A 24,141-nucleotide genomic window follows, 5' to 3' on the forward strand; every position below is an offset into this window, starting at 1 on the left:
CCATGAGCAAATCCGCTTCGGCAAAAAAAGCCGAGGATCAGAAGAAGGATGCTGTTGATTATGCAAAAGTGATTCAGTCAGCCACTTTCAAAGAGCTTTTAAGAAGAAAAAAAGCATTTATTTTGCCATCTTCTATTTTTTTCTTCGTGTTTTACTTTACCCTTCCGATTTTAACCTCCTACTTCACCGTACTGAATCAACCAGCGTTTGGAGCCATTTCGTGGGCGTGGGTATTTGCCTTTGCTCAGTTCGTCATGACATGGGGTCTCTGTATCCTGTACACGAGGCGGGCAGAGCAGTTTGATCAGCTCGTTGAGAAAATCAAACAAGAGGCAGGTGGAAGGGGCTAATGAACGTTACTGCATTTTTACTCTTTCTAGTCATTGTTCTATTGACGCTTGTCATCACTTTTTACGCTTCGAAAAAGACGAATACGACTAGTGAGTTTTATACCGCTGGAGGAGGCTTGACGGGTTGGCAAAACGGCCTCGCGATTGCGGGAGATTACATGTCCGCTGCTTCCTTCCTGGGAATTGCCGGAATGATTGCGTTGAGCGGGTTTGATGGATTCTTCTACAGTATCGGTTTTCTTGTCGCGTATCTCGTTGTGCTCTACTTGGTAGCAGAGCCTTTGCGTAATTTAGGAAAATACACGATGGCTGATATGATAGCCGCGCGTTTTGACAATAAAAAGGTTCGTGGTGTCGCGGCTCTCAATTCGATTGCCATCTCGATTTTTTACATGATCGCGCAATTGGTCGGAGCAGGCGCCTTGATCAAGCTGCTCTTGGGGCTGGATTACACGACCTCCGTATTGATCGTAGGGGCATTGATGACGATCTATGTCGTCTTCGGCGGGATGACGGCGACCTCGTGGGTGCAGATCGTCAAGGCAGTTTTGTTGATGGTCGGGACATTCATCATCTCCATGATGGTTTTCGCCAAATTCGATTTTAATCTCTTGAAAATGTTCGAGCAAATGAAGACGGCGACACCATTGGGAGAGCAATTCCTCAATCCTGGCAACAAGTTTAAAGTAGGGCTCGATACGATTTCCCTGAATCTCGCGCTTGTGCTCGGAACAGCTGGATTGCCGCATATTTTGATTCGTTTCTTCACCGTAAAAGATGCCACAACAGCTCGCAAGTCGGTCGTGTACGCGACGTGGATCATTGGTGTCTTCTATGTCATGACGATCTTCCTCGGCTTTGGGGCGGCAGCGTTTGTCGGAGCGGGCAATATGGACCCGGCAGGTAACATGGGAGCTCCTCTGCTTGCGCAAGCACTCGGCGGAAATTTCTTGTTTGCCTTCGTGTCCGCGGTTGCCTTCGCTACCATTCTCGCGGTAGTGGCTGGGCTGGTGCTGACTGCGGCTTCTGCGTTTGCGCACGACTTTTACGGACACGTATTACGTCAAGGAAAAGCAACGGAAAATGAGCAGATGAAGATGGCCAAATGGGCGTCTGTCGGAGTCTCGATTGTCTCTATCCTGCTCGCCTTGTTTGCGCAAAATCTGAACGTGGCTTTCCTTGTTGCCTTGGCTTTCGCAGTAGCGGCGAGTGCAAATCTACCAGTGATTTTGTTCACGATCTTCTGGAAAAGGTTCAATACGGCGGGAGCAATCAGCGGGATGCTCGTCGGATTGTTCAGCGCCCTCATTCTGGTTGCGTTGAGTCCGAACGTTTGGAATCCTGTGGCTGGAAAAGCTATTTTGGTCGGCGAAGCGCTGTTCCCGTTGCCGAACCCGGGTATTGTCTCGATCCCGTTAGGGTTTTTGGCAGCATGGATCGGAACCTTGTTGTCCAGCTCCCGTGATGATAAAAAGTACGATGAAATTTTGGTGAAAGCGAATACAGGAATGAAAGATTCAGCGTAGAAACAGTAAACATAGGAAGCTCATGCCACGAAGAGAAGGCTGGGGTTAGCCCCTGGTCTTTTTTTCATTTTTGCAAGAAGGGAGAGGTATTGTCCGTGACGACGATCATCTTTTTCCTTGCCGTCATTATCGGGACGATGGCCATCACTTATTCGGCTGCCCAACAGACAGGAACGACGAGAGATTTCTATGCAGCTGGAAATCGCTTGAACGGGTTACAAAATGGCATTGCCATTGCAGGAGATTACATGAGTGCTGCTTCGTTTTTGGGGATTGCGGGCACGATTGCGATGTACGGCTTTGACGGGTTCGTGTATGCGATTGGCTTTTTTGTCTCTTATCTGATTATTTTGTTTTTAGTAGCGGAGCCGTTGCATAATTTGGGGCGATATACGTTGGCAGACGCGATTGCCGTCAGGTTTGACAGTCTTTGGCTGCGTGGCGTTGTTGCCTGTACGACACTATTAATTACGATTTTTTACATGCTGGCGCAATTAGTTGGGGCAGGTGCCCTCATTCATTATTTATTGGGAGTCCGTTACGATACGGCGGTCCTGATTGTCGGGAGCCTGATGACATTTTACGTCGTGTTCGGCGGGATGGTTGCGACCTCCTGGGTTCAGATTATTAAAGCGATTTTGCTCCTGACGGGGACGTTGATCTTAAGTCTGATCGTGTTTGCACGTTTTGATTGGAGCTTCTCCGAAATGTTTTCCCATGTGAGTACGATTACACCTCTTCAAGAACAGTTCTTGCAACCGGGTAATCAGCTTCATGATCCGCTGGAAACGATCTCCCTACATTTGGCCTTGATTCTCGGTACCGCCGGACTGCCCCATATTATCTCCCGGTTGTTCACAGTCAAGGACGCAAAGACGACGCGTAATTCGATTTACACCGCTACTTGGGTCATCGGCGCTTTTTATTTGATGACGATCTTCCTCGGTTTCGGGGCGAGCACGTTTGTAGGCTACGAGGCATTGAAAAATGTGGGCTTTGGGGGGAATTTGACTGTCACACTCTTGGCGGATGCTCTCGGCGGAGAGTTTTTGATGGCGTATATTGCTGCCGTTGCCTTCGCGACGATATTGGCGGTCGTGACAGGACTCGTGCTCTCCGCCTCTTCTGCATTCGCGCATGATGTCTACAGTCATCTGATCAGGCGAGGGGTGGCATCAGAAAAAGAACAAGTCACCATGGCAAAGCTTTCGTCAGTTGCGGTGGGCGTGATCTCTATTTGGCTGGCGATTGGTGCAGAAAAAATGAACGTGGCGATTCTCGTTGCGCTGACGTTTGCGGTTGCAGCATCATCCAATTTGCCACTGCTGTTGTTTACCTTGTATTGGAAGCGGTTTACTGTAAGAGGAGCGATTTGTGGTGTCCTGACAGGGTTAACGGCATCAGTAGTCCTTGTCTTCTTGGGACCGACTGTTATGCATCCCGTAACCGGACTTATTCGTGCGGAGCCACTATTTCCACTGACGAATCCTGGATTGGTCTCTATACCCCTCGGCTTTTTAGGGGCAGTGCTCGGAACACTACTGGATCGGCCTGATCCGGATGCCGAGAGGAAGTACCAACGCGTACTGTTTCAGGCGTTGACGGGAATCCGAGTTCCACCTGCGAAGAAAACGGAACAAGAATCTGCATAAAGCCCCGCCGCGTGCCCCACTCTAGGAATAAAGGAGGAGGGGTAAGTGGGGACGACGAAAGAGTCAGACGCTTTATCACATGACCAGCCAGATGTTTATGAGCGCGCAAGGCTGGCACTGGATGATCTGATTGGCGAGCTATGTGAAGCACTGGAAGAGGAAGATACCGAAGCCTTTAAGCGAAAAGGCTATGAAATGATCGGAAGCTACTTTCGTGAGCCGGTCAACACCGGGGAGTTAACGTTGATCTATGCAGCGGTGCTTGCCGATATCCTCTATAAGCTGGAGTTGACACAGCATGAGGAAAACGTAACGATGATCCGTGATGAGTACAGCATGATGAAAAAAGACGATTGAGTGGCGACCCCGTTTGAGGGTCGTTTTTTGATTGGCACGATCTCACCCTGCATGTTTCGTTGGGTAATCATTCATACTACGGGTAAACGACATCAAAATAGGTGATTGGTATGGAAAAGGTCGGGCTCGTTTTGCAGGGAGGGGGTAGCCGTGGAATTTATACTGCTGGCGTTTTGGATTACTTCATGGAGCAGGAGCTATACATTCCGTATGTGATTGCTGTATCAGCAGGTGCATGTAATGGGGCGGCATACCTGGCGAGACAGCACGGATTGGGCAAGATTTATCATACGAAATACATTCGTGATCCCCGATACTTTCACTACAAAAATTTGATCAAGAAGCACTCGCTGTTTGGCATGGATTTTATTTTCAATGAAATGCCTAACAAACTGGAGCCGTTCGCCTTTGATCGGTTTCGCGAAGCCAAGGAACAGTTTGTCGTTGTCACGACGGATTGCGCGACAGGGGATGCCGTTTACTTTACGAAAGACGACTGTGAGGATATTTTTCATGTGATTCGGGCTTCGTGCAGTCTTCCGTTTCTATCACCCAAAGTTGCGTTCAACGGACGTAAACTATGGGATGGAGGCATCGTGCATCCGGTACCTTTCGTGAAGTCCATGCTTGATGGCAATCAAAAACATATTATAGTGCTTACTTCTTCTTGTCCGCCAAGTGAGTGGATGCGCAAGCTTTCGCGTGTCGAGCGTTTTTTTCCAAAAAGTAAGCGCTTGTGTCAAGCATTCATTCGTCATTTTCGTATCTATTGTGAGGCTATTGAGCAGGTCAAAGAGATGCAAAAGGAAGGCAAAGCGTTTGTCATCGCACCTCCCGTCGGTACCTTTCTACGAGGTTTTGAACGTCAAGAGGAGAAGCTGGAGCATTATTACTCACAAGGCTACCAGGATGCACGTACCCAATTTTCTGGGCTTTGTACATGGCTTGGTCTTGGAAGGCACAGATGAAAAACGAGGAGGAATCTGTTCCGGGGATGTTTTTTCGGCAAAATCCTGCGAAACAGGTTTTTTCAAAGCAAAGATAGGGAAGAAGCATCAGGGGAGGACGGAATCAGGAGGAAAGACCCCATGAAATATGTGAATGTAGACCTAGTAGAGCCAGGAGACGTTTTGGCTCGAAGCATTTATACAAGCGAGGGTTTGACGCTCTTGCATGCAGGTGTCCAACTGACTGTCGGAATGATTAATAAATTGCGCCGGTTTGGCGTCACGATGCTAAGCATCAAAGACCCGCTGCTCGACGAAGTGAAAGAGCAGGAGGTCGTCACGGAGACCACTCGGAAGGACGCAATCCGCAATCTGTCACAAGCGATTTCGTGTGTGCAGTCCGGAAAAAACTTTGATGTCCGCGGCATTCAAAAATCAGTGGGAAGTATCATCGATGAAACTTTGAGAAATCGTCGTGTGCTCTTGAATCTGGGAGAAATTCGCACGACCGACAACGCTATGTACATTCATTCCTTGAATGTGTGCATGATGGCGACAGTAATGGGCGTTGGATTAGGTTATAATACGGCTCAACTAAAAGAGCTCGCCATCGGCGCCCTCTTGCATGACATTGGAAAGCTGTCAGTCGACAAGGAAGCACCAGCATACAAAAAGAACAGCAAAACGAATCATCATACCTGGCTGGGCTTTGATCTGTTGCGTAAAAAACATGAGATGAGTATTGTGTCCGCACATGTCCCTTTGCAGCATCATGAATGGGTGGATGGTAGTGGGCAGCCACGAGGACTGACTGGCGATGAGATTCATGATTTCGCCAAGATAGTGGCGATTTGTAACTACTATGACAATCTCATCTCGCCTTTTTCGGGGGAAGAAGAGACGTTGCCAGCGTATGAGGCTTGCGAAAAAGTCATGGGGCTTGCGGAGAAACGCTTCGATCATAAAATGGTCATTCACTTTTTGCGCTCGATTGCCATGTACCCGACAGGAACCTCGCTTAAGCTGTCAACAGGCGAAATTGGTGTGATCATTGATCAAAATAAAGGCTTGCCTTCGCGCCCAGTCGTTCGGGTTATTCGAAGAGACCAACAGGCGACTCGGCGGATGGTGGATGATCATGAGATTACGGACATTGATTTAAGTGAAAAGCCTACTATTTTTATCACGGCTGTCATGGACTAGGGCATTGAAAGATTAGGACTCCCTATCAGGGAATATCCCTACCAAGATCAGGGAATACCCCTACATACACGTCGGGCCCACAGGGCTACAATGAAATCAAGGCAGATGGATACATAGAGCTACACCGCATTTGCCAGATGAAAAAGAGGAAGGACGTGTCATTATGTCCCGCATTCTAGTTCCTGTTGATTTCTCAGCGCAGTCCATTCAGGCTGTCCGCTTCGCGCTGGCCTACGCCAAAAATAAGCATGATATCACATTGCTTCATGCCATCTCTCCGTTCCCTTCACGCAATGTTGTCAGAAGGTTGGGACGAGATGTCGTAGAAGATTATCAATTGGATGAAGCAAGAGAAGATCTGAAGAAATTTCTGGCGATCGTAGAAGAAGCAGGTATCACGTATGAATTGGAGATTGAATTCGGAGAGCCGCATGAAGTCATTGCCAAGCACGCTGCGAATGACTATGCCGCCATCGTAATGGGAACACACGGCTACGGCCGCATTACAGGCTTCCTGTTGCAAAGCGTCAGCTATCCGACACTCCATGATGTCAAAGTTCCGGTTTTCCTCATTGCAGAGGAGACAGATGAGAGCCGCTTCCCTTGGAACAAAGTACTCATTGCAGTAGATGGTTCCGATCATTCGATGGAAGCTGCGAAAAAAGCCATTGAGATGAGTCAGCACCTCCCAGATGTATCGTATACGCTTTTGTCCGTTGTCATCCCACCAGTCACATATGCAGGTGTATATGGCGTAGGCTGGGATAACATGAATACACTCGAAGGTTGGGGACGTGAATCGTTAAAACCTTGCGAGGAGATGCTTGAAGCTGCATCGCTTCCTTTTGAAAGCAAGGTCGTGGTCGGAGATCCAGCGACTGTGATCCGCCAGACCGCTGAAGAAATCGATGCTGGACTGGTTGTGCTTGGTCATCATGGCCAAGGTGCAGTCGCAGGTACGCTGCTCGGCAGTGTGACATTTAAAACGATTCATCGTACGAAAACACCACTCCTCATTGTGAAAACATAGCATTTTACTAGAAAAAGCTGTCCGTTTGGTGGACAGCTTTTTTGCTTGGTCGTATGTTTCTTACGATAGCGTTTGCGCCTGCTTGTGTTCGAGAAGTTGGTTAGCTCCATCTTGTGTTACTTCCGCCGAATCCCACTTGATTTGCTTACATCCCCATGCAGCGAGCAGAAGGATGACAGATGCAATCAGAAATACCGTAATCAACGAAGTCATCTGCATGAGCGGACCTGCTGCAAAGGAACCGACCATCATGAGTCCGACCATGAGCGGTGAGATCGTTCCATTCACCCTTCCGATATATGCTTCATCCACGAGCTTGATCATGAACATACCGATTACAATCTGTAAAAATGCCATCCCTATTCCGGTAAAAAAGCGCATCGCTGCAGTTAGGTACATCCATACAGAGAGAACTTCTACGGCGACGGAGAGAGCGAAGAATATTAATCCACCTGTAATGACCCAGCGACTATTCAAGCGTTCCAGATAAATGGAAGCCAAGATGCCGCCCAACAGCATACCCAAACCGTCTAGCGCGGTAAACCATTGAATGGCTTCCTTGGAAAGTAAAAGACGATCCGTGATGACAAATACCTCCAGTGAATTGATAAAACCCGAGGATAACCCCAGACATGAAAAGGCAATGGCGATCCGGCGCAAGGCTGGTCGCTTTTTTACATAGGCAAAACCTGCTTTAATCTCAGAAAGGAGAGTTCCGCCTTCCTCTGTTGCACTGGCAGTTGAGGTGGGAAGTATCAGCAAGATCAGTGCCGAGACGAAGAACAGCCCGGCCATCGTTAACAGGGAAGGGTAGATGCCCCACTGCTCGAAGAAAAAGGTACCAATAATCGGGCCAACCAGCAGAAAAATCGAACCCGTACTTTGTGAAATAGACACAGCTGCTGCAACTTGCTCATCAGGAATATGACGCTTCATCATCTTGGCAGAAGAAGGCTGGGAGAACTGCGACACGATAGCCGAGATAAAGGTCGCAAAGAATACAGCGATCCACATCCCTTGCCAGAGCAAATACACGATGACCAATACAGAGAGGGCACTTAACAGGTTTCCGGCTATCATCGTTCGCTTCGGGTTCCAGCGATCAGCCAATGCCCCGCCAATAATCGAAAAAACCAAGATCGGCGCAAGTTCGATAGCAGTCAAAAGCGATACGGCGGTCGGATTGTTGCCGCTCGTCTCCATGACATAGTAGAGCAAGGCCATGTTGCGAATCCATATACCGATATTTTCCAATGTATCCGTGATAAAAACGGTAAGAAAAACTTTGTTTCCCCAAAGACCTTTCATAGGTCATATCACTCCCGAAAAAATATACCGAACGTCCGGTCTAATTAAAGTTGAAAAAAATGCTACCTGGCAATAATGCCGTGCAGCAAAACGTCAATGCTCCTTTTCAGCAGAGCATGAAGACGCTCGTCTTCCATTTGATAACCTACATTGATGATTCCGTTCATGAGCCCTTCCAGTATCATCGCCATTTCTTCGGGATCGCATGGAGCGAACTCCCCTCGGTCGATTCCTTCTTGGAAGAGTGAAGTATAGAGGGTATACGTGGAGCCGAGCATTTCCAGCACTTGTTCCAAAATGACTGGATCAGCGAGCTGGCTGCCGGAGAACTCTTCGCCTGCTTTTTTCAGAGGGTGGGACAAAAAATCCTCCAAGAAAAAGGCAGCTAAGCCGTACAGCTTTTCGATGGATGTCTCGAATTCTTTTTCTTTTTCCTGCCATAAATCTACCCATTCGCTGTACTGCTTTTCAAGCAAATGCAGGAACAACTGCTCCTTGTTTTTAAAGTGGTAATAGAGGCTGCCCTTACTCGCTCCAGTTGCTTGGCAAATGTCCTCAATGGAAGTGGCTGAATAGCCTTTCTGAGAAAATAACTCGGTGGCTTTCTCTACGATATGTTGCTTGGTTTTCTCCCCATCGAGACGGCGCTTTGACATTATAGAAATGCTCCTTATTCCTAGACTGAACGTTCGGTTTAGTTTTAGTCTATTCGATCTGACAGGGAAGTGCAAGTGCTCGATTGAGAAAAAGGGACAGAGGGAAAAATGAGAAGAAGCGAGTGAGGGGAGGGGCTATCTTGCAAATCGGTTGTCATGTCAGTATTCGTCACGGGTACGAGGAGGCGGCGAGAACTGCATTTAGAGAAGGAGCGTTAGCATTTCAATTTTTCCCGAAAAACCCGCGTAGCTTAGGTGTCAAGCAATTCGATGCCCGGGACGCAGAGCGATGTCGCGCTTTTTGTCAGCAAAACGGCATGCTATCGATTGCTCATACCCCATATCCAGTGAATCTTTGCGTCGAGGAGCAGGAGCTTTTCGCCGTTACAGTGGGCTCCGTACGAAATGACCTTGAAATTGCCGAAGCCTGTGGAGCGTTGGGTGTGGTCGTTCACTTTGGCCAGTATAAAGGCGCGGATGTCCTTACCGGATACAAAATCATGATCCAGATGGTCAATCAAATACTGGATGGCTGGAATGGAAAAGCCCAGCTGTTAATTGAAAACAATGCTGGACAAGGCAACCGCATGGGTACGACTCTCGAAGAGCTTACGCAGGTTCGACAACTGTTTGCTGAGCCAAGAAAGGTAGGCTTTTGCTTGGATACGTGTCATGCATTTGCCAGCGGATTGTGGAAAGGGAATGATTGGGGAGAAGTAGCTGATCGGATGCGAGAGCTCGATTATTTTACGAGCCTGCGAGCCGTTCATCTGAACGATTCCGTTTATCCGAGTGGTTCCTTTCGAGACCGGCATGCCTCTATCGGTAAAGGGATGATCGGGGATGCAGCCATTGCCGCTTTTTTACAAACACCCGAATTGCGGGAACTTCCCATCGTTCTGGAAACCGCGAGAGGCTCAGAAGGGGGACATCGCGAAGAAATCAAACATGTCCGTCTGCTTATAGACAATTGGCAGGGCTGACCATGTTGTGGTAGAGTGTGAAATGATGTGTTCAACACGGGAGGGGTACCTATGAAAAAGCGTATTAAGGTGACGATTGCGGATTTTACTCATCTGACTGAAAACTTGAATAACCCGGAGGAGCTCGCTCTGTACGAAGCGGCGAACGGAAATACATACGATGCTGAAATCGAGCATGATGGATATGCGATTGTAGATGTGACTGACGATGATTACATCGAGCTGGCTCCAGGTGAGTATCAGCTGATGATCGAGGAGTGGACAAGCGCCGGACAAATCGGCGAGTGGACGCTGCAAACCATGTCAGACCCCGCGGATGACAAAGCTTTGCTGTACCGCACAGTGGACAAGGCTGGAACGGAAATACAAGCACCACAATCATTACCGAAGCAGGTAGTCGAGCTGGTTGCAAATACGTGGTTTGGCAAAAAAGCAAAGAAGATTGACGAGTAATCCAAGAACGAAAAGGAGCGCTGCAAGGTAGCGCTCCTTTTTTATGTCATAAAGAGTGTATACGGGCGCACATCTGTAGCATTGAGCCTTATGAAGATTATCCCTCAGTTTATACTGACGAGGATCTTGCTTTTAAAAGGTACCGATGAACAAAAAAAGCTGGTGAGAAGAAAAAGCGCAGGACTCGCAGACCTTGACAACGCCTACCCAGTCGGAACTTCAAAAAGGGGACCCGGTTGTCGAACACTTCTTCCCTGAGAAACGTCCGCCCGTAGGGTGGCTTTGGCTCGACGGTCCCCTTTTTGAAGTGGAGACGGACAGTCAATCCCCCTTGTGAGCGTGTCAGAGTCGAAGAGAACTGCGCTTTTTCTTCTCCTCCACAATGTTGACTCAGCTTCCCAATCATTCCTCCTCAGAATCCAGCTGAATCCCATACTTTCTAATCCGCCGCATAAGTAGCGACTGGGTTATGCCAAGGGCCGATGCTGTTTTGCGAGTTGTTTTGTGTGTACGCAATGCTTGCAGAATAAATTCCATCTCAATTTTCTCCATCCGCTCTGTAAGAGAAAGAGAACCGAGTGAAAGAATTCCCTCCTCCAGCTCACGAATACTCCGCAGTTCTTCTGGCAAATCACTCACTTGAATTTCATCCAGCTTGGACGTGATAACGATCCGCTCTACCAAATTTTCCAACTCCCGCACATTCCCAGGCCATTCGTATTGATGCAAAACATCCAGTGCTTCCGGGGAAAAACGCCGTTTCTGGTTATGTTTGCTATTGAATCGCTGTAAATTGTGATGGAGTAACGGGAAAATATCGTCCTTTCTCTCCCGTAATGGCGGAACATTGATGGGTAAAATATTTAGGCGATAGTACAGGTCATGTCTGAATTTGCCCAACCGCACGAGCTCCTGAAGGTTGGCATTGGTTGCGGTTATGATGCGGATGTCAGCAGTGTATGTTTTCGTTCCGCCGATCGGCATAAACGTTTTGTTTTGCAAAAGCAGCAATAATTTCGATTGCAAGTGATAGGGAAGCTCGCTGATTTCATCCAGGAAAAGCGTCCCTTTGTCCGCCATTTTTACTAATCCGATTTTTCCCGAGTGACTCGCCCCCGTAAAGGCCCCTTTATGGTAGCCGAACAGCTCTGACTCGATCAAGGTTTCGGGAATGGCGCTACAGTTGACGTGGACGAACGGCCCGCTGCTTCGTTCGCTCAATTGATGGATTTGCTCCGCAAGATAGCTTTTTCCTACACCTGTTTCTCCTGTAATAAACACGGTCGTGTCCACAGGGGCTGCTTTTTTCATTAATTCCAGCAGGGCGAGATAGGAACGGCTGTTGCCAATCAAGGTTTGGGAAGAGCTCTGGCTAGCTTCCCACTTCATGAGCTGAATTTCTTCGCTGTACCGCTTTAGTAAAGCGACCGTCTCTTCCAGCTGTGAACTGGCACGGGCTGCCTCAGTGATATCGCGTGAGTGGGAAACGATCAGCTCCGGTCTTCCATCCTCATCCGGGATAATATGTCCGGTCACCAGAAATTTCCCCTTATTATTGACGAGCTGAATGGTTGTGGTCGGTTTTCCCGTTTCCAAAACCAAGCGGGTGACAGAGGGGCTGAAAATCCCCATTTCTTCGAGGTCGGATACGTTTTGCCCGATGAGTTCGGCTTTTGGCAGACCACACAGGTTTTCACTGGCATTGTTTAACCATAAAGTAGTTCCCTGGGCATCAGCAATGAATATGCCATCTGCCAGTGTGTTCAGGATGTCAATAAAACGATCAACAGAAGACAGTGCTAGTATCTCCGCAGCTTTTTCCATGTTGAGTAGCTCCCCGGTTTTTCAACTGATTGTACAAGATCAAATTGATTGTTGTATAGTGAATCGAAATTAAAACTAGCTGAGTCGAAATCGATTCATTAGAAAAGTTAGACTTTTCCTGCCTTTTCGCTTCAAAAGTGAGTCTATTTCGACTCAGTAATAGAAGTAGCTTGTAGCTTGCTTGTGTTTTTATGCCGCTTTGAGGCTTGGCACAAGAGTTGCTACTACATAGTTCGACGTAAGCGATTTACCCAAGAATACGAGACAAGGAAATGCATGCGATGTTATCAAAACTGGTGACGCACGAACAAGCAGTGGAGCATGTTCTGGATGGCACCCGGCTGATGTATGGCGGATTCGGCACGATCGGTTCCCCGGCACTCTTGATTGATGCGATCTTGCACAAAGGCGTGCAAAGCTTGACACTCATCGGAATTGATGCGGGGTATCCGGAAATCGGAATCGGAAAGCTGATCAGTCATGGACGGGTGAGGCGGCTGATAACCACACATATTGGCTCCAATCCCGAAGCAGGTCAACAAATGTTGGATGGAATGCTGGAAGTGACATTTTGTCCACAAGGAATTTTCGCAGAAAAGATTCGGGCAGGGGGTGTTGGCATTCCGGGAATCGTTGTAGATGCGCATGTGAGTGGAGAGCGAATGGAAGGAGCAGAGCCGTTTGCTTTTGCCGGAAGAACCTGTCAGATCGAAGCTGCCCTGACAGCGGAAGTAGGGATCGTCTATGCAAAACAGGCGGATACTTACGGAAATCTCATTTATGACAAGGCAGCAAGAAATCTGAATCCGCTAGTAGCGATGGCCGCAGATATCACAATCGCTGAGGTGGAAGAGATCGTTCCGGCAGGAGAGCTGGACCCGGATAAAATCGTGACGCCTGGCATTTTTGTGGATTATATCGTGGTTCGTGGCGGAGGGAACAGCTAATGGGGTTGGAAATGGATCAGCGAAATATGGTTGCGTGGCGTGCGGCCAAAGAGGTCGCTCCCGGAATGGCAGTGAACTTGGGGATCGGAATACCTGAGCTGGTCGCTGATTTTATCCCGAATGAATGGCAAGTCATGTTTCACTCGGTGAATGGAATCTTGGGTGTCGGACCTACGCCGTTAAAGGGAGAAGAGGACCAGCATATTTCCAACGCAGGTGGAGCACCTGTTACCGTTGTACCGGGGGCATCGTATTTCGACAGCACCATTGCGTATGGCATGATCCGAAGAAGAAAGCTGGATGCAGCGTTTATCGGGGCTTTGCAGGTGAATCGCCGAGGAGATCTGGCAAACTGGATTGTTCCAGGCTCGCGCGTTCATGGAATTGGTGGAGGAGCGGAACTGGCCTATTACGCCAAGAAAGTGATTGTGCTCATGAGCCATGTCAATCAGGCAGGTGAGCCCAAAATCCGCAGGGAGTGCACATTGCCACTGACGGCGAAGGGCTGCGTCGATCTCATTATCACCGAGAGGGCTGTAATCGAGGTCACGCCAAGAGGCTTGCTTTTGACAGAGGTAATGTACCCGTTCACCTTGGAAAATGTCATTACGAATACCGGGGCACCTTTAATGATTTCAGAAAATTTACAAATGGTGGAGTAATGAAAAATGTAAGCGCGAACAAATAGAACAGGGGGATGAAACACATGAAAAAAACAATCAAAATGATCGCAGGAGTCGTATTTTCGTTGTCACTACTTGTAAGCGGATGTAGCCAAGGCGCTTCCACTAACAGTGCGGGAGGGCAAGCGGGTGGGGCTTCTGCTGGAAATGCGTTGTCCATGACAAAAGAGGCAGGCGTATTTGTATACGCGGCTTCAGGTGAATATCAGCCATTCAGCTACTTCAAGGATGGTCAATTGACCGGATTTGATATCGAGATCGGCAATGAGATCGCCAAGCGTTTGGGTCTTGAGCCAAAGCCAGTCACGTCGCCTTTTTCCGGTATTATCGCAGGGGTAAAAGAAGGACGCTACGATGCAGCGATTGCCAGCCATGCGATTACAGAAGAACGGAAGCAGCAGGTTGATTTCGCAGACCCGTACTACTTGTCTGGTGGTCAACTGTTCGTTCGCCCGGATGGGACGATTAGCACACTGGAAGGTTTGAAAGGTAAAGAAGTGGCAGTCGCACTCGGCACTACACACGAAAAGATGGCGCGGGAGTATACGGATAACATCAAAACGTATGACAGCGATGTAACGGCTCTGCGTGCTTTGGAGCAGGGAAAACACGATGTCGTGATTACAGATAGCGTCGTAGGGGAGATTGCCATTGCGCAAGGCTTGAAGCTCAAGAAAAGCGGGAAGCCACTCTCGGAAGTCAAGCATGGAATCGCAGTGCGCAAAGGAAATACGGAATTGCTGAACAAGATCAACGAAGTGCTCAAGCAAATGATGGAGGATGGTACCTACGTTAAATTGAGCGAGAAGTACTTTAATCGCGATATCAGCAAAGCAGAATAGTGAGTTGGTATAAAAGACAAATTCCATTACGAGTGAGGGGTGGCATCAAGTGCCCAGTTTTGCCCATCTGACAGAAGAGTTTTTCCGGACATTGCCGTTTTTTTGGAAGCCGTTGCTGCTGACCTTTCAGCTGACGATCGCTTCTGTTATCGTAGGCTCGATTATCGGATTGTTTGTCGCTTTGTTAAAGGTATCCAAGCTTCCAGTTGCACGCTTCATAGCCAATGCGTACATCATGATCATTCGCGGTACACCGTTGGTCGTGCAAATTTTCGTTTTGTATTTCGGCTTTTACAAAATTATTGACCTCGGTCAATTTTGGTCGGCAGCGCTCGCTCTGGCGATTCACAGTGGAGCCTATATCGCAGAGATTTTCCGGGGCTCGATTCAGTCGATTGATAAAGGACAAATGGAGGCAGGGCTGTCTTTGGGGATGTCGGCTCGTCAGACCATGCGCCGGATCATTTTGCCGCAAGCGATGAAACGATCGATCCCGCCGCTTGGTAACCAGTTTATTTTGTCTTTGAAGGAATCATCTCTGGCCGCTTTTATTGCCATGGATGAGTTGTTCTCGCTGGCTCGTCGCTTGTCTGCGGAAACCTTTGATGAAATGACGTACTTTTTGATTGTGGCGCTCTATTACTTGGTTATTGTCATGGCGTTTACGTATGTGGTCCACATCATGGAGAAGCGTTTGGCAAAAGGAGAGGCGTAAAGCGGAGGGGAAAGACGATGGAAAAGCAAAGAGAAATGATACGCGTGCAAAATTTGAAGAAAAGCTTCGGAAAAGTGGAAGTTCTCAAGGATGTCACCCTTCAAGTCGGAAAGGGTGAGGTCGTCGTCTTGATCGGTGCCAGTGGATCGGGGAAAAGCACATTGATTCGATGCATTAATTTTCTGGAGATCAAGGACGGCGGAGAGATTTATATCGAAGGTAAAAGCATCGATCCGAAGAAGGATGACTTGACCAAAGTACGGCAAAAGGTAGGCATGGTGTTCCAGCACTTCAATCTGTTCCCGCATAAAACCGTTCTGGAAAACATCATGGAGGCACCGCTGATTGCGAAGAAAGCGGACAAGGAAGAAACGAAGCAGGAAGCGCTCCGGCTGCTGAAAAAGGTAGGTCTTTCTGAAAAAGCGGACGCCTACCCATCCAGCCTCTCCGGTGGACAAAAGCAACGCGTGGCCATTGCTCGTTCACTGGCGATGAAACCGGATATCATGCTCTTCGACGAGCCAACCTCGGCGCTTGACCCAGAGCTGGTAGGGGAAGTGCTGGAGACAATGAAGCAGCTCGCGCAAGAAGGAATGACGATGATTATCGTGACGCATGAAATGGGGTTTGCCAAGGAAGTGGCTGACTGGGTGGCGTTTATGAATCAAGGCAAGATCATCGAGATGGCTAGACCCCAAGAAATTTTCAACAACCCGAAAGAAGAGCGCACGAGAGAATTTTTGAACCGTGTACTGTAATGGCGTAAAAACGAAAGGGAGCTGGGGTATGAGAGACGTAGTCATTGTTGCGGGTGTGCGCAGTGCTGTGGGTGCATTTGGGAAAAGCCTGCGGGACGTACCGGCAACAGAGCTGGGGCGGCAGGTATTGGAAGGCTTGATGAATAAGGTTGATTTGCCGAAGGAACAAGTCAATGAAGTGATTTTTGGCAATGGGTACGTACATGGGGGAGGACTCAATGCTGCACGTATCAGCTCGCAGCTGGCGGGATTTCCACGCAATGTCTTTGGTCACATCGTTATTAAAGCCTGTGGTTCAGGATTGAAAGCAATTGGCAACGGTGCGCTAGCCATTGCAGCAGGTCAAGAGGATGTGGTGATTGCGGGCGGAGTGGAATCCATGAGCAGTGTTCCCTACCTCGTGAAGAACCGCTGGGGCAGCAAATTCGGCAATTTGTCCATGGAGGACGCTCTTTTGTCCGATGGCTTGATCTGCTCGTTGACCGGCGAGCATATGGGGCTGACCGCAGAACGGCTGGCGGTACAGTACGGTATTTCCCGTGAGGAGCAGGATCGGTTTGCCTATGAGAGCCACGTAAGAGCAGCGGCAGCAATCGAAGCAGGCACGTTCGCGAATGAGATCGTACCAATTGAAATCAAGGATCGCAAAGGCACCCGTGTTTTTGCGCAGGATGAATCGGTGCGACATGATATCAAGCTAGAAGAGCTCGCCAAGCTGAAAAGTGTTTTTCAAAAAGAGGGATCTATCACTGCCGGAAATGCGTGTCCGATGAATGACGGCGCAGCCGCAGTATTAATGATGTCTCGTGAAAAGGCGGAGGAGGCGGGTTTGACTCCGCTCGTGAAAATCAAGGCTTTTGCCAGCGCAGGAGTCGAACCTGACGTGATGGGGATCGGACCAGTTCCCGCTACGCAAAAAGTACTGGAGAAAGCGGGATTGGCGCTAGAAGACATTGGGCTCATCGAATTAAACGAGGCATTTGCCGCCCAGGCTTTGTCCGTGATCAAATGCTTGGAGCTGGACTCGAGTAAGGTGAATGTCAATGGAGGCGCGATTGCCTTGGGTCACCCTGTGGGAGCAACTGGCGCGAAGCTGACAGTGACGTTGATGAACGAAATGATGCGCAGACGCGAGAAGTATGGCATGGTGACGCTGTGCATGGCAGGTGGCATGGGAATGTCAGTGATCTATGAAAATTTGACGCTATAAACTTTACATGTACAAAGGAAAAAGCCCCGAACGTTGTTATGTCGGGGCTGTTTGTCATGAAAACTAGATCGGTTATGAAGGGGCATTTTGTTCACGTAAGTATTTTCGCAATGTAGCCGCTACTTCTGTTGGGTTTTCCAGCTGTACAATGACGTGCTGGTATTTGGCATGACCCTCTACTTCCAGGATCAACAACGAATCTGTCTGGGTAAAAGAAAGGAAGTACCATTCATTTCTATACTGAAAGCTTCCTTCATAAATGTTCAATGGGCCAAAAGACGTCCCTGGCATGCGCAACATCCATTTTGGCGGAATGAAAGAACCAACCTCGACATGCTTGATCGACTGATAAGGTAACGTGATCGTGCTCTTTAAGGCTAAGAGCGTATGCAAGCCAGTGAGTCGCAAGGTAAAATCCGTCTTGCCGAAATGTACACTTCTTCCCATTGTTGCTCACCTCTTTCATCTGCCATCGTTTCATTATCTCACAGAAGAATGACGATGACACGGGACAATCAAAAAAGCCGGCGCTTCCCCACAAAAGGAAGGCAACCGGCTTTTCGTATTCTTTCTTACATTTCTTCTGGAGCAGACAGACCGAGCAGACGCAGACCTTCCTTCAGCACAGCAACGACTGCTGCTACGAGCTGGAGACGAGATGCCTTCACATCTTCTTCCTCAGCCAGGATGCGTACATTCGCATAGAATTTGTTGAACGTTTGTGCCAGGTCGATCACATACTTGCCGATTTGCGACGGATCGAAGTTATCGGCAGCACGTTCGATTATCTCTGGGAACGCGTTCAAGAGGGTAATCACTGCCCAAGCCTCTTTGCTGTCGAGTGCACCGGAAGCCAGGTTTACCGCCGATGCTGGCTGGTAGCCACCTCTGCGCAGCAGCGAGCATGCACGCGCGTGTGCGTATTGCACGTATGGTCCTGTTTCCCCTTCGAAGGTCAGCATCTCTTCCCAGGAGAAGTTGACATCATTGAGGCGGAAGTTTTTCAAGTCATGGAAAATAACTGCGCCTACCCCGACTTGACGAGCCACTTCTTCTTTATTGGACAGCGTAGGGTTTTTCTCCTCGATGACTTTTTGGACATCAGAAATGGCTTGTGCCAACACTTCTTCCAAGAGAACAACTTTCCCTTTACGCGTGGACATTTTCTTGCCGTCCTTGAGCATCATGCCGAATGGGATGTGGTGCATATTTGCAGACCACGCATAGCCCATTTTTTCCAACACTTTATAGAGCTGCTGGAAGTGAAGACGTTGCTCGTTTCCTACGACATAGAGTGCTTTTGCAAAATCGTACGATTCGTGACGGAAGAGGGCAGCAGCCAAATCGCGCGTTGCGTACAGGGTAGCGCCGTCAGATTTTTTGATCAGGCATGGCGGCATGTTGTATTCATCGAGGTTCACGACCATCGCACCGTCGGATTCAGTCAATAGCCCTTTTTCCTCGAGCAATGTAACAACGCGATCCATTTTGTCGTTGTAGAACGCTTCCCCGTGTGTGGAGTCGAAGGCTACGTTCATCAGGTCGTAGATCTTCATGAATTCCTTGAGGGACTCATCACGGAACCATTTCCACAGATGCTGTGCTTCTTCGTCGCCATCCTCGAGCTTTTTGAACCATTCGCGGCCTTGATCTTCCAAGGTAGGATTGTTCTCGACTTCTTCGTGGAAACGAACGTAGAGGCTGAGCAGCTCCTTGATTGGTTCTGCTTTTACCTTTGCTTCGTCACCCCAGAGGCGATACGCAACGATCAGTTTCCCGAACTGTGTACCCCAGTCACCCAAGTGATTGATGCGCACTGGCTCGTAGCCTTGCTTTTCCATGATGTTGGCAATTGCGTTCCCGATAACGGTAGAGCGCAGGTGACCCATGGAAAACGGCTTCGCGATATTCGGGGAGGAGAGGTCGATTGGTACTTTGCGCCCTTGACCGACATTGCTGCTTCCGAATGTGCTGCCTTGGGTAAGGATGGTTCCGATTACTTGCTCTGCCACATTTTCTTGATCCAGGAACAGATTCACGTACGGACCAACTGCTTGCGATTCGCGCACTGGTGCACCGGTGAGCTGTCCAGCCAGCTCTGATGCGATCATCGGTGGGGCTTTGCGCAATGCTTTTGCCAATTGGAAGCATGGGAAGGCCACATCGCCCATTGCAGGGTTTGGAGGTGTTTCCAGCATGCCGTATACAGCTTCTTTGGTCAGTGTGTCAACGCCCATCGAGGAGAGCGTAGCGGCAATCTTTTCAGCGACTTGGTGTTTGTAACTCATCTAAATTTCTACTCCTTTCAAATAAAAAAACCTCTACGTCTCCTGTGAAAAAGAGACGAGAGGTTATACTCCCGCGGTGCCACTCTTGTTGTTTTTCCCTTCCATCGAACAGGAAGGCAAAAACCGCTTGATCTGCTGTAACGGGCAGTCCCGGCATAGGCCCTACACGATCCGTTGCCCATAATGGCTGGCGCAGGATGTTCAGGCCGCATCTCCGAGGGGCGCTTCCTCACATGGTTTGGCATCGGGCTCACACCGTCCCCGACTCGCTTTCGTCCTCACACAAGGAGTACTTTCCTCATCAACGATTCGTCTGTTTCACTAGAATTATAGCTGTTTATACCGTCATGATGCAAGGTGCCTCGATCAAGGTTTTTTTAATATCTTATCTAATTCCGCGAAATATTGCTTGGTCAGCTCTTCCTTTTCTTCCGCGCTGAGGTTTTCCGCATTCATCATTTGCTCTTTGTACTGCTCCAACTTTTCTAGCATAGCCAACTCGGCAGCAGCGGCCTCGTCCAGATCGTAATTTTCCGATGGATCGAACGGGATCAATCGATTGTCATTCCCACTTCGCAAATAAGCGGAGCGCCAGTTCTCCGGAAACTGGTACGGCTGTTCGCCAAACATAATCGCTAAAATATCGTCGGATTCAATCGGCAGGAAGTGATCGTAATCGTCTCTTCTGCCTCCCTCGGACAAGTTAATGTGGGACAAAAAATAATGGAGATAATGTTCCCCGGTTTCGGTATTCTTAACGATGGAATAGGTTTCAAAATCGGATTTGGATAGTTCTTTTATGGTTTCCAAACAGGACAGAAATTTGTCTTTTTCTCGTGCTTGCAAGTCATCCATGTCATCTCGTTCCTTTCGCTCTACAATAAGCCTCATGATAGCAAAAGCAATGGGCGCTGACAATGAAAGCAACGTAACAGAGTGCAGCAGTGGAAGAAGAGAAAAGGATTATGGAAAAAATAATTGGATATTCTTGTCACAAAAACAAGTCAGCTGGATCAAATACATATCAACACGAAACAAGGAGGTGAACAGCGCGTGAATGCAAGTGCCAAAAGTAGCGAAGTGGACCGGACGCTGCAATTGACCAACGAGGAGAAGCTGACGAGGCTCATGAGCGAGTACGGAGACAACATCGTGCAGCTCGCCTACTTGATCGTCAAGGATCGGGGAATTGCGGAAGACATTACCCAGGAAGTGTTTCTGAAGGCGTATCGGGGTCTGGATCAGTTCCGCCATCAGAGTAGCGTGAAAACATGGCTTTACCGAATCGCGATCAACGAGTCCCGCAAATATTTGCGCTCGTGGTCCTTTCGCCAGATTTTTTCTACATACCTCTCCAAAGAGGAAGCACCCCCGGAAAAGGTCGACACGGCAAATGTTGAATCGGCAGTCATCGGACAAATGAGCAAGATACAGGTAGCGGAGCAGGTGATGAAGCTCTCGCCGCTGTACCGAAAAGTCATGGTACTTCATTACTATGAAGATTTGTCGATAAAAGAGATTGCGCATGTGTTGGATATTTCAGAAGATGCCGTACGAACCCAATTGTCACGGGCCCGAAAACATTTTAAGGCATTGTGTGAAAAGGAGGGATTGGAATGGACGTAGATAAGCAAATGCGTGAAGCGGTGCGGAGCGCAAGTGGGGAATCAGTGGAGGAAGTGAGGTTTACAAAAGAGATGGAATTGCGGATCAGAGATGCGATTGCAAAGAATAAACACAAGAATCGAAACCGAATTTTCGTGGCTGGTTCGCTGGCAGCTTGCTTGGCGGTTACTGCTGTGGGAATGCACCAGCAAGGCTGGTTTCCACAGTTGCCAAATGGCAAAAATGTAACGAATGCGATTGCAACGACTGCTACGAAAACAAATAATAAAGAGGCAAATCAGAACAGTGTAATGGTGTCGGCGGAAGATGCCGTCTTACCATTGAAAAAAGTGATTCCAGCCTTGAGCAAAATGACAATAAGAGTGGATCGTACAAGCTATGGATTCAGTGCACTAACTTTACTGGAAGGGGATACTGCGCGTGCCAATGTTGTCTATGATACACAGACAGGACAAATTGAGAGCTTTACAATAAACGGTGAGCGGAAAGAACAGAAGGAGATAAACTTGCCATCATCCAAGACTGCGGCGAAAGCAGCAAGCGCATTTCTTCAAGCTTTTTTGGGGGAGGAAAGTAAGACCTATCAGCTCGTCGAGACTCAGATCTACACCGACGAGCATATGGTAAAAGGCCCATGGATGAGCGTGAATTATCAACGGATCGAAAACGGCCAGCCCGTTCCGTTCGACGTATTGTCGGTTGGAATTGACGAACGTGAGCAAGTCGCGTTTTTCGGGCGATTGAACAAGAGCGAACAAGCCTTTTTCACCAAGCTGACAGATGCCATGCCCGATTTGAGCCCATCCCTTCTTCTTTTGGATAAAGAAAAGAACCACGATGGCATGTCATTCATTTTGGGGAAAACGAACAAAGAGGGTCATGAAGTTTCTCTTGTGATCACTGGCAATGGTCAAGCATTGGAACATTATAGGCTTCTGTTTAAGGATGAAAAGGAAGCAAAGAGCCAGAAAAGAGCAGAAGGAGCAAAAGCATTGGAGCAAGAGCGACAGTTCCTGAACAAGCTGCTCGGGGCTGATAGCGAGAACTATCGGTTGTTGGACGCTAACCATCCGGGATTGTACCTGAGATACTATAACGGGATGCCGGTGTTGTCTGATGAAATAAGCATCGAAACAACCGACTCTGGCCACCTCGAATATTTCAATAAGGGGCTCGAATCATTTGAGCCGTCGCAGTACCCGGATGTATCGACTGCTGTGTCAGAAGAGGTAGCCATCAAAGAGCTGAGCGAGCATATGAAGCTTCGGTACGTGCAGAATCCGAGAATACAGCCACAATCAAATCAAGGGGATATGTGGCAGCCCATTCTGGAGTACACACCAGCTGTTTCCTTCATGCAAAGAGGACGTGAAGATGGTCAGGAGTGGTATATCGACGCGACCAATGGCAAGATGGTGTATGGAACGGGAGATAACGGGCTTGCTTATGATCAGTTGAATACGAAGGAAGCACATCCGATCGAATCTCCAAAGGAATACGTCAAGGTTCGCTCCAAGGATGAGGCAAAAGCGTTGCTGCAAGCGGAATTCGGCATACAAGTGGATGACTCGACCTATAGAGAGAGTAACCGTGACGGACGCAAGGAATACGTCTGGAATGATAAAAATGACAAGTATATCGGCGTAGAAGTTCTCGCAGAAACAGGCAGTGTCGTCGGGCTGGGGTCACCGCGATCCGATACAGCAGTGACAGTCAAACGCGAGCAAGCGGAAGAGGCTGCACTTGCCTTTCTGCCTAAATACGTTGATCCAGGCATAAAAGAAGTGCAATTGGCGAAAGTCATACAGCCAGACGAAACGAATCCTGTGTCTTCGGGCGAATGGGAATTCAGATATCTCATGAGCAAGGATGGCATTCCAGTACAGGATCGCTGGCCAAAAGCGGCTTATTCAGTAACAGTCGATCCGTCTTCTGGCAAAGTGACAAAGTTCGAAAACTACAGAGAGACGCACGAGTTGGTGGAGCTTCCAGCATCCGACGAGATCGTCTCGAAAGACAATGCTGTTGAGGCGTATTTACGAGTCATGCCATTAAAGCTGGTCTATTTGAGGAGAGATGTGGATGGGCAAAAATTAGCTCAACCAAAGCTGGCGTATGTGCCGTGGAGTGACGAAAAGCTGGCGTTCAAATATATTACTCTGGATGCTGTGACAGGCAAGATCATCACCAAATAACAAGAAAAAAAGGCTATCCCGCAGCCATTCCTGATGGCTTTTGGGATAGCCTTTTTTACACACTTATCTAACAGTCGTCACACGAGCACCCGATAATAACCAACAGGATAAACAGCACGAGCACGATTGCGAAGCAGTCACCGAAGAATCCGTTACCGCAGAAAGATGTACTCATCTTTGTTTCCCCTCCTTTCCGTTATACTCCAGTCTATACACGAATGCCGATATTGGACTGGGCGGATGCCCAGCTTAGGCAAAAATGGGCGGGTAAGAAGAGAAGCTCAGTAAAAAATAGACAATTCACAATTGACGGGGAGACAAAGGGGGTGTTAAGATACTTGCAAACATTCAAGACATTTCGCAAACCAACTAAATGACAAGTGTACGACTCTTATCCAGAGAGGCAGAGGGACTGGCCTGATGAAGCCTCGGCAACCGGTAAAAATCCGGTGCCAATTCCAGCAAAGCTACGTGCTTTGAAAGATAAGAGGATGTCTCAGGCGTTTTCGTATCTGCTGACAAATCCTCTTCTTTCAAAGAAGAGGATTTTTTTATTTACCCAGATGCAAGGGAGAAAAGGGGCACGTC

Annotated in this window: 24 protein-coding genes and 1 riboswitch; of the genes, 17 read left to right on the forward strand and 7 right to left on the reverse strand. The window is 48.4% G+C overall.

Annotated elements, in window-relative coordinates; all coding sequences use genetic code 11:
- Window positions 1-2 precede the first annotated feature (2 nt).
- The 7 genes from M3630_RS07595 to M3630_RS07625 all read left to right on the forward strand — a co-directional run bounded on the left by M3630_RS07595 (window position 3) and on the right by M3630_RS07625 (window position 7,065).
- Entirely contained in the window at window positions 3-350 is a 348-nt protein-coding gene (locus M3630_RS07595) for a DUF485 domain-containing protein (protein WP_251251733.1), read from the forward strand.
- Complete coding sequence (locus M3630_RS07600) at window positions 350-1,876, forward strand: solute symporter family protein (protein ID WP_232773113.1); 1,527 nt, start codon at window positions 350-352, stop codon at window positions 1,874-1,876. The genes M3630_RS07595 and M3630_RS07600 overlap by 1 nt, the downstream gene beginning before the upstream one ends.
- An 89-nt stretch (window positions 1,877-1,965) precedes the next feature.
- The gene (locus M3630_RS07605; RefSeq protein ID WP_370646645.1) at window positions 1,966-3,528 is read left to right on the forward strand and encodes a solute symporter family protein; all 1,563 of its coding nucleotides are present in this window, start codon (window positions 1,966-1,968) and stop codon (window positions 3,526-3,528) included.
- Between the two features lie 45 nt (window positions 3,529-3,573).
- Entirely contained in the window at window positions 3,574-3,885 is a 312-nt protein-coding gene (locus M3630_RS07610; RefSeq protein ID WP_251251734.1) for a hypothetical protein, read from the forward strand.
- A gap of 110 nt (window positions 3,886-3,995) precedes the next feature.
- Window positions 3,996-4,853, forward strand: coding sequence for a patatin-like phospholipase family protein (locus tag M3630_RS07615; RefSeq protein WP_251251735.1), 858 nt, complete (start codon window positions 3,996-3,998; stop codon window positions 4,851-4,853).
- A gap of 120 nt (window positions 4,854-4,973) precedes the next feature.
- Entirely contained in the window at window positions 4,974-6,035 is a 1,062-nt protein-coding gene (locus M3630_RS07620; protein WP_173609723.1) for an HD-GYP domain-containing protein, read from the forward strand.
- Window positions 6,036-6,198: 163 nt separating this feature from the next.
- Window positions 6,199-7,065: a universal stress protein gene (locus M3630_RS07625; RefSeq protein WP_221867202.1), complete on the forward strand. Its 867-nt coding sequence runs from the start codon at window positions 6,199-6,201 to the stop codon at window positions 7,063-7,065.
- A 60-nt stretch (window positions 7,066-7,125) separates the two neighbouring features.
- On the opposite strand, the gene M3630_RS07630 is transcribed toward M3630_RS07625, so the two are convergent.
- The gene (locus M3630_RS07630; RefSeq protein ID WP_251251736.1) at window positions 7,126-8,373 is read right to left on the reverse strand and encodes an MFS transporter; all 1,248 of its coding nucleotides are present in this window, start codon (window positions 8,371-8,373) and stop codon (window positions 7,126-7,128) included.
- Window positions 8,374-8,435: 62 nt separating this feature from the next.
- On the reverse strand, window positions 8,436-9,029 hold the full coding sequence (locus M3630_RS07635; protein WP_221867201.1) for a TetR/AcrR family transcriptional regulator: 594 nt from the start codon (window positions 9,027-9,029) through the stop codon (window positions 8,436-8,438).
- Between the two features lie 140 nt (window positions 9,030-9,169).
- Here M3630_RS07635 and M3630_RS07640 point away from each other — a divergent pair, with 140 nt between their 5' ends.
- Window positions 9,170-10,012, forward strand: coding sequence for a deoxyribonuclease IV (locus M3630_RS07640; protein ID WP_251251737.1), 843 nt, complete (start codon window positions 9,170-9,172; stop codon window positions 10,010-10,012).
- 51 nt (window positions 10,013-10,063) lie between these two features.
- The gene (locus M3630_RS07645; RefSeq protein WP_251251738.1) at window positions 10,064-10,465 is read left to right on the forward strand and encodes a hypothetical protein; all 402 of its coding nucleotides are present in this window, start codon (window positions 10,064-10,066) and stop codon (window positions 10,463-10,465) included.
- A gap of 402 nt (window positions 10,466-10,867) precedes the next feature.
- On the opposite strand, the gene M3630_RS07650 is transcribed toward M3630_RS07645, so the two are convergent.
- On the reverse strand, window positions 10,868-12,289 hold the full coding sequence (locus M3630_RS07650; protein ID WP_221867200.1) for a sigma-54 interaction domain-containing protein: 1,422 nt from the start codon (window positions 12,287-12,289) through the stop codon (window positions 10,868-10,870).
- A gap of 281 nt (window positions 12,290-12,570) precedes the next feature.
- On the opposite strand from M3630_RS07650, the gene M3630_RS07655 reads away from it, so the two are divergent.
- Genes M3630_RS07655 through M3630_RS07680 form a run of 6 tightly spaced genes read left to right on the forward strand, consistent with a single transcriptional unit; the run spans window position 12,571 to window position 17,444 of the window.
- A complete protein-coding gene (locus M3630_RS07655; protein ID WP_251251739.1) occupies window positions 12,571-13,236 on the forward strand; it encodes a CoA transferase subunit A in 666 nt (221 codons plus the stop codon).
- Window positions 13,236-13,898 (forward strand): 3-oxoacid CoA-transferase subunit B, encoded by a 663-nt coding sequence (locus tag M3630_RS07660; protein ID WP_232773118.1) that lies wholly within the window; start codon window positions 13,236-13,238, stop codon window positions 13,896-13,898. The genes M3630_RS07655 and M3630_RS07660 overlap by 1 nt, the downstream gene beginning before the upstream one ends.
- A gap of 44 nt (window positions 13,899-13,942) precedes the next feature.
- A complete protein-coding gene (locus tag M3630_RS07665; protein WP_251251740.1) occupies window positions 13,943-14,761 on the forward strand; it encodes an ABC transporter substrate-binding protein in 819 nt (272 codons plus the stop codon).
- 49 nt (window positions 14,762-14,810) lie between these two features.
- Window positions 14,811-15,476, forward strand: coding sequence for an amino acid ABC transporter permease (locus M3630_RS07670; RefSeq protein ID WP_048032419.1), 666 nt, complete (start codon window positions 14,811-14,813; stop codon window positions 15,474-15,476).
- 17 nt (window positions 15,477-15,493) lie between these two features.
- Complete coding sequence (locus M3630_RS07675; protein WP_285860344.1) at window positions 15,494-16,234, forward strand: amino acid ABC transporter ATP-binding protein; 741 nt, start codon at window positions 15,494-15,496, stop codon at window positions 16,232-16,234.
- A gap of 28 nt (window positions 16,235-16,262) precedes the next feature.
- A complete protein-coding gene (locus M3630_RS07680) occupies window positions 16,263-17,444 on the forward strand; it encodes a thiolase family protein (RefSeq protein ID WP_251251741.1) in 1,182 nt (393 codons plus the stop codon).
- 72 nt (window positions 17,445-17,516) lie between these two features.
- On the opposite strand, the gene M3630_RS07685 is transcribed toward M3630_RS07680, so the two are convergent.
- The 3 genes from M3630_RS07685 to M3630_RS07695 all read right to left on the reverse strand — a co-directional run bounded on the left by M3630_RS07685 (window position 17,517) and on the right by M3630_RS07695 (window position 20,587).
- Window positions 17,517-17,891 (reverse strand): hypothetical protein, encoded by a 375-nt coding sequence (locus M3630_RS07685; protein WP_173609711.1) that lies wholly within the window; start codon window positions 17,889-17,891, stop codon window positions 17,517-17,519.
- 125 nt (window positions 17,892-18,016) lie between these two features.
- Window positions 18,017-19,732 carry an arginine--tRNA ligase gene (argS, locus tag M3630_RS07690; protein ID WP_251251742.1) on the reverse strand — a complete coding sequence of 572 codons (1,716 nt, stop codon included), beginning with the start codon at window positions 19,730-19,732 and terminating at the stop codon, window positions 18,017-18,019.
- A 366-nt stretch (window positions 19,733-20,098) separates the two neighbouring features.
- Window positions 20,099-20,587: a hypothetical protein gene (locus tag M3630_RS07695; protein WP_173609709.1), complete on the reverse strand. Its 489-nt coding sequence runs from the start codon at window positions 20,585-20,587 to the stop codon at window positions 20,099-20,101.
- 198 nt (window positions 20,588-20,785) lie between these two features.
- Between M3630_RS07695 and M3630_RS07700 the strand changes: the two genes are divergently transcribed.
- A complete protein-coding gene (locus tag M3630_RS07700; RefSeq protein ID WP_251251743.1) occupies window positions 20,786-21,358 on the forward strand; it encodes a sigma-70 family RNA polymerase sigma factor in 573 nt (190 codons plus the stop codon).
- Window positions 21,349-23,553, forward strand: a complete 2,205-nt coding sequence (locus M3630_RS07705) for a YcdB/YcdC domain-containing protein (protein WP_251251744.1) — start codon at window positions 21,349-21,351, stop codon at window positions 23,551-23,553. Before M3630_RS07700 ends, M3630_RS07705 begins: the two co-directional genes overlap by 10 nt.
- 67 nt (window positions 23,554-23,620) lie before the next feature.
- Here M3630_RS07705 and M3630_RS07710 read toward each other — a convergent pair whose 3' ends face one another.
- Window positions 23,621-23,728 carry a YjcZ family sporulation protein gene (locus tag M3630_RS07710; RefSeq protein ID WP_007724452.1) on the reverse strand — a complete coding sequence of 36 codons (108 nt, stop codon included), beginning with the start codon at window positions 23,726-23,728 and terminating at the stop codon, window positions 23,621-23,623.
- 213 nt (window positions 23,729-23,941) lie between these two features.
- A riboswitch (SAM riboswitch) is annotated at window positions 23,942-24,043 on the forward strand.
- The last annotated feature ends 98 nt before the right edge of the window (window positions 24,044-24,141 follow it).

The sequence above is a fragment of the Brevibacillus sp. MER 51 genome, assembly GCF_023714195.1.
In the GTDB taxonomy this organism is placed as follows: domain Bacteria; phylum Bacillota; class Bacilli; order Brevibacillales; family Brevibacillaceae; genus Brevibacillus.

Excerpts from the sequence above, each read along its gene's own strand:
- M3630_RS07595 (WP_251251733.1), top strand. The coding sequence starts at position 3 with ATGAGCAAATCCGCTTCGGCAAAAAAAGCCGAGGATCAGAAGAAGGAT.
- M3630_RS07600 (WP_232773113.1), top strand. The coding sequence starts at position 350 with ATGAACGTTACTGCATTTTTACTCTTTCTAGTCATTGTTCTATTGACG.
- M3630_RS07615 (WP_251251735.1), top strand. The coding sequence starts at position 3,996 with ATGGAAAAGGTCGGGCTCGTTTTGCAGGGAGGGGGTAGCCGTGGAATT.
- M3630_RS07620 (WP_173609723.1), top strand. The coding sequence starts at position 4,974 with ATGAAATATGTGAATGTAGACCTAGTAGAGCCAGGAGACGTTTTGGCT.
- M3630_RS07625 (WP_221867202.1), top strand. The coding sequence starts at position 6,199 with ATGTCCCGCATTCTAGTTCCTGTTGATTTCTCAGCGCAGTCCATTCAG.
- M3630_RS07630 (WP_251251736.1), bottom strand. The coding sequence starts at position 8,373 with ATGAAAGGTCTTTGGGGAAACAAAGTTTTTCTTACCGTTTTTATCACG.
- M3630_RS07635 (WP_221867201.1), bottom strand. The coding sequence starts at position 9,029 with ATGTCAAAGCGCCGTCTCGATGGGGAGAAAACCAAGCAACATATCGTA.
- M3630_RS07645 (WP_251251738.1), top strand. The coding sequence starts at position 10,064 with ATGAAAAAGCGTATTAAGGTGACGATTGCGGATTTTACTCATCTGACT.
- M3630_RS07650 (WP_221867200.1), bottom strand. The coding sequence starts at position 12,289 with ATGGAAAAAGCTGCGGAGATACTAGCACTGTCTTCTGTTGATCGTTTT.
- M3630_RS07655 (WP_251251739.1), top strand. The coding sequence starts at position 12,571 with ATGTTATCAAAACTGGTGACGCACGAACAAGCAGTGGAGCATGTTCTG.
- M3630_RS07660 (WP_232773118.1), top strand. The coding sequence starts at position 13,236 with ATGGGGTTGGAAATGGATCAGCGAAATATGGTTGCGTGGCGTGCGGCC.
- M3630_RS07665 (WP_251251740.1), top strand. The coding sequence starts at position 13,943 with ATGAAAAAAACAATCAAAATGATCGCAGGAGTCGTATTTTCGTTGTCA.
- M3630_RS07675 (WP_285860344.1), top strand. The coding sequence starts at position 15,494 with ATGGAAAAGCAAAGAGAAATGATACGCGTGCAAAATTTGAAGAAAAGC.
- M3630_RS07680 (WP_251251741.1), top strand. The coding sequence starts at position 16,263 with ATGAGAGACGTAGTCATTGTTGCGGGTGTGCGCAGTGCTGTGGGTGCA.
- M3630_RS07685 (WP_173609711.1), bottom strand. The coding sequence starts at position 17,891 with ATGGGAAGAAGTGTACATTTCGGCAAGACGGATTTTACCTTGCGACTC.
- argS (WP_251251742.1), bottom strand. The coding sequence starts at position 19,732 with ATGAGTTACAAACACCAAGTCGCTGAAAAGATTGCCGCTACGCTCTCC.
- M3630_RS07695 (WP_173609709.1), bottom strand. The coding sequence starts at position 20,587 with ATGGATGACTTGCAAGCACGAGAAAAAGACAAATTTCTGTCCTGTTTG.
- M3630_RS07705 (WP_251251744.1), top strand. The coding sequence starts at position 21,349 with ATGGACGTAGATAAGCAAATGCGTGAAGCGGTGCGGAGCGCAAGTGGG.
- M3630_RS07710 (WP_007724452.1), bottom strand. The coding sequence starts at position 23,728 with ATGAGTACATCTTTCTGCGGTAACGGATTCTTCGGTGACTGCTTCGCA.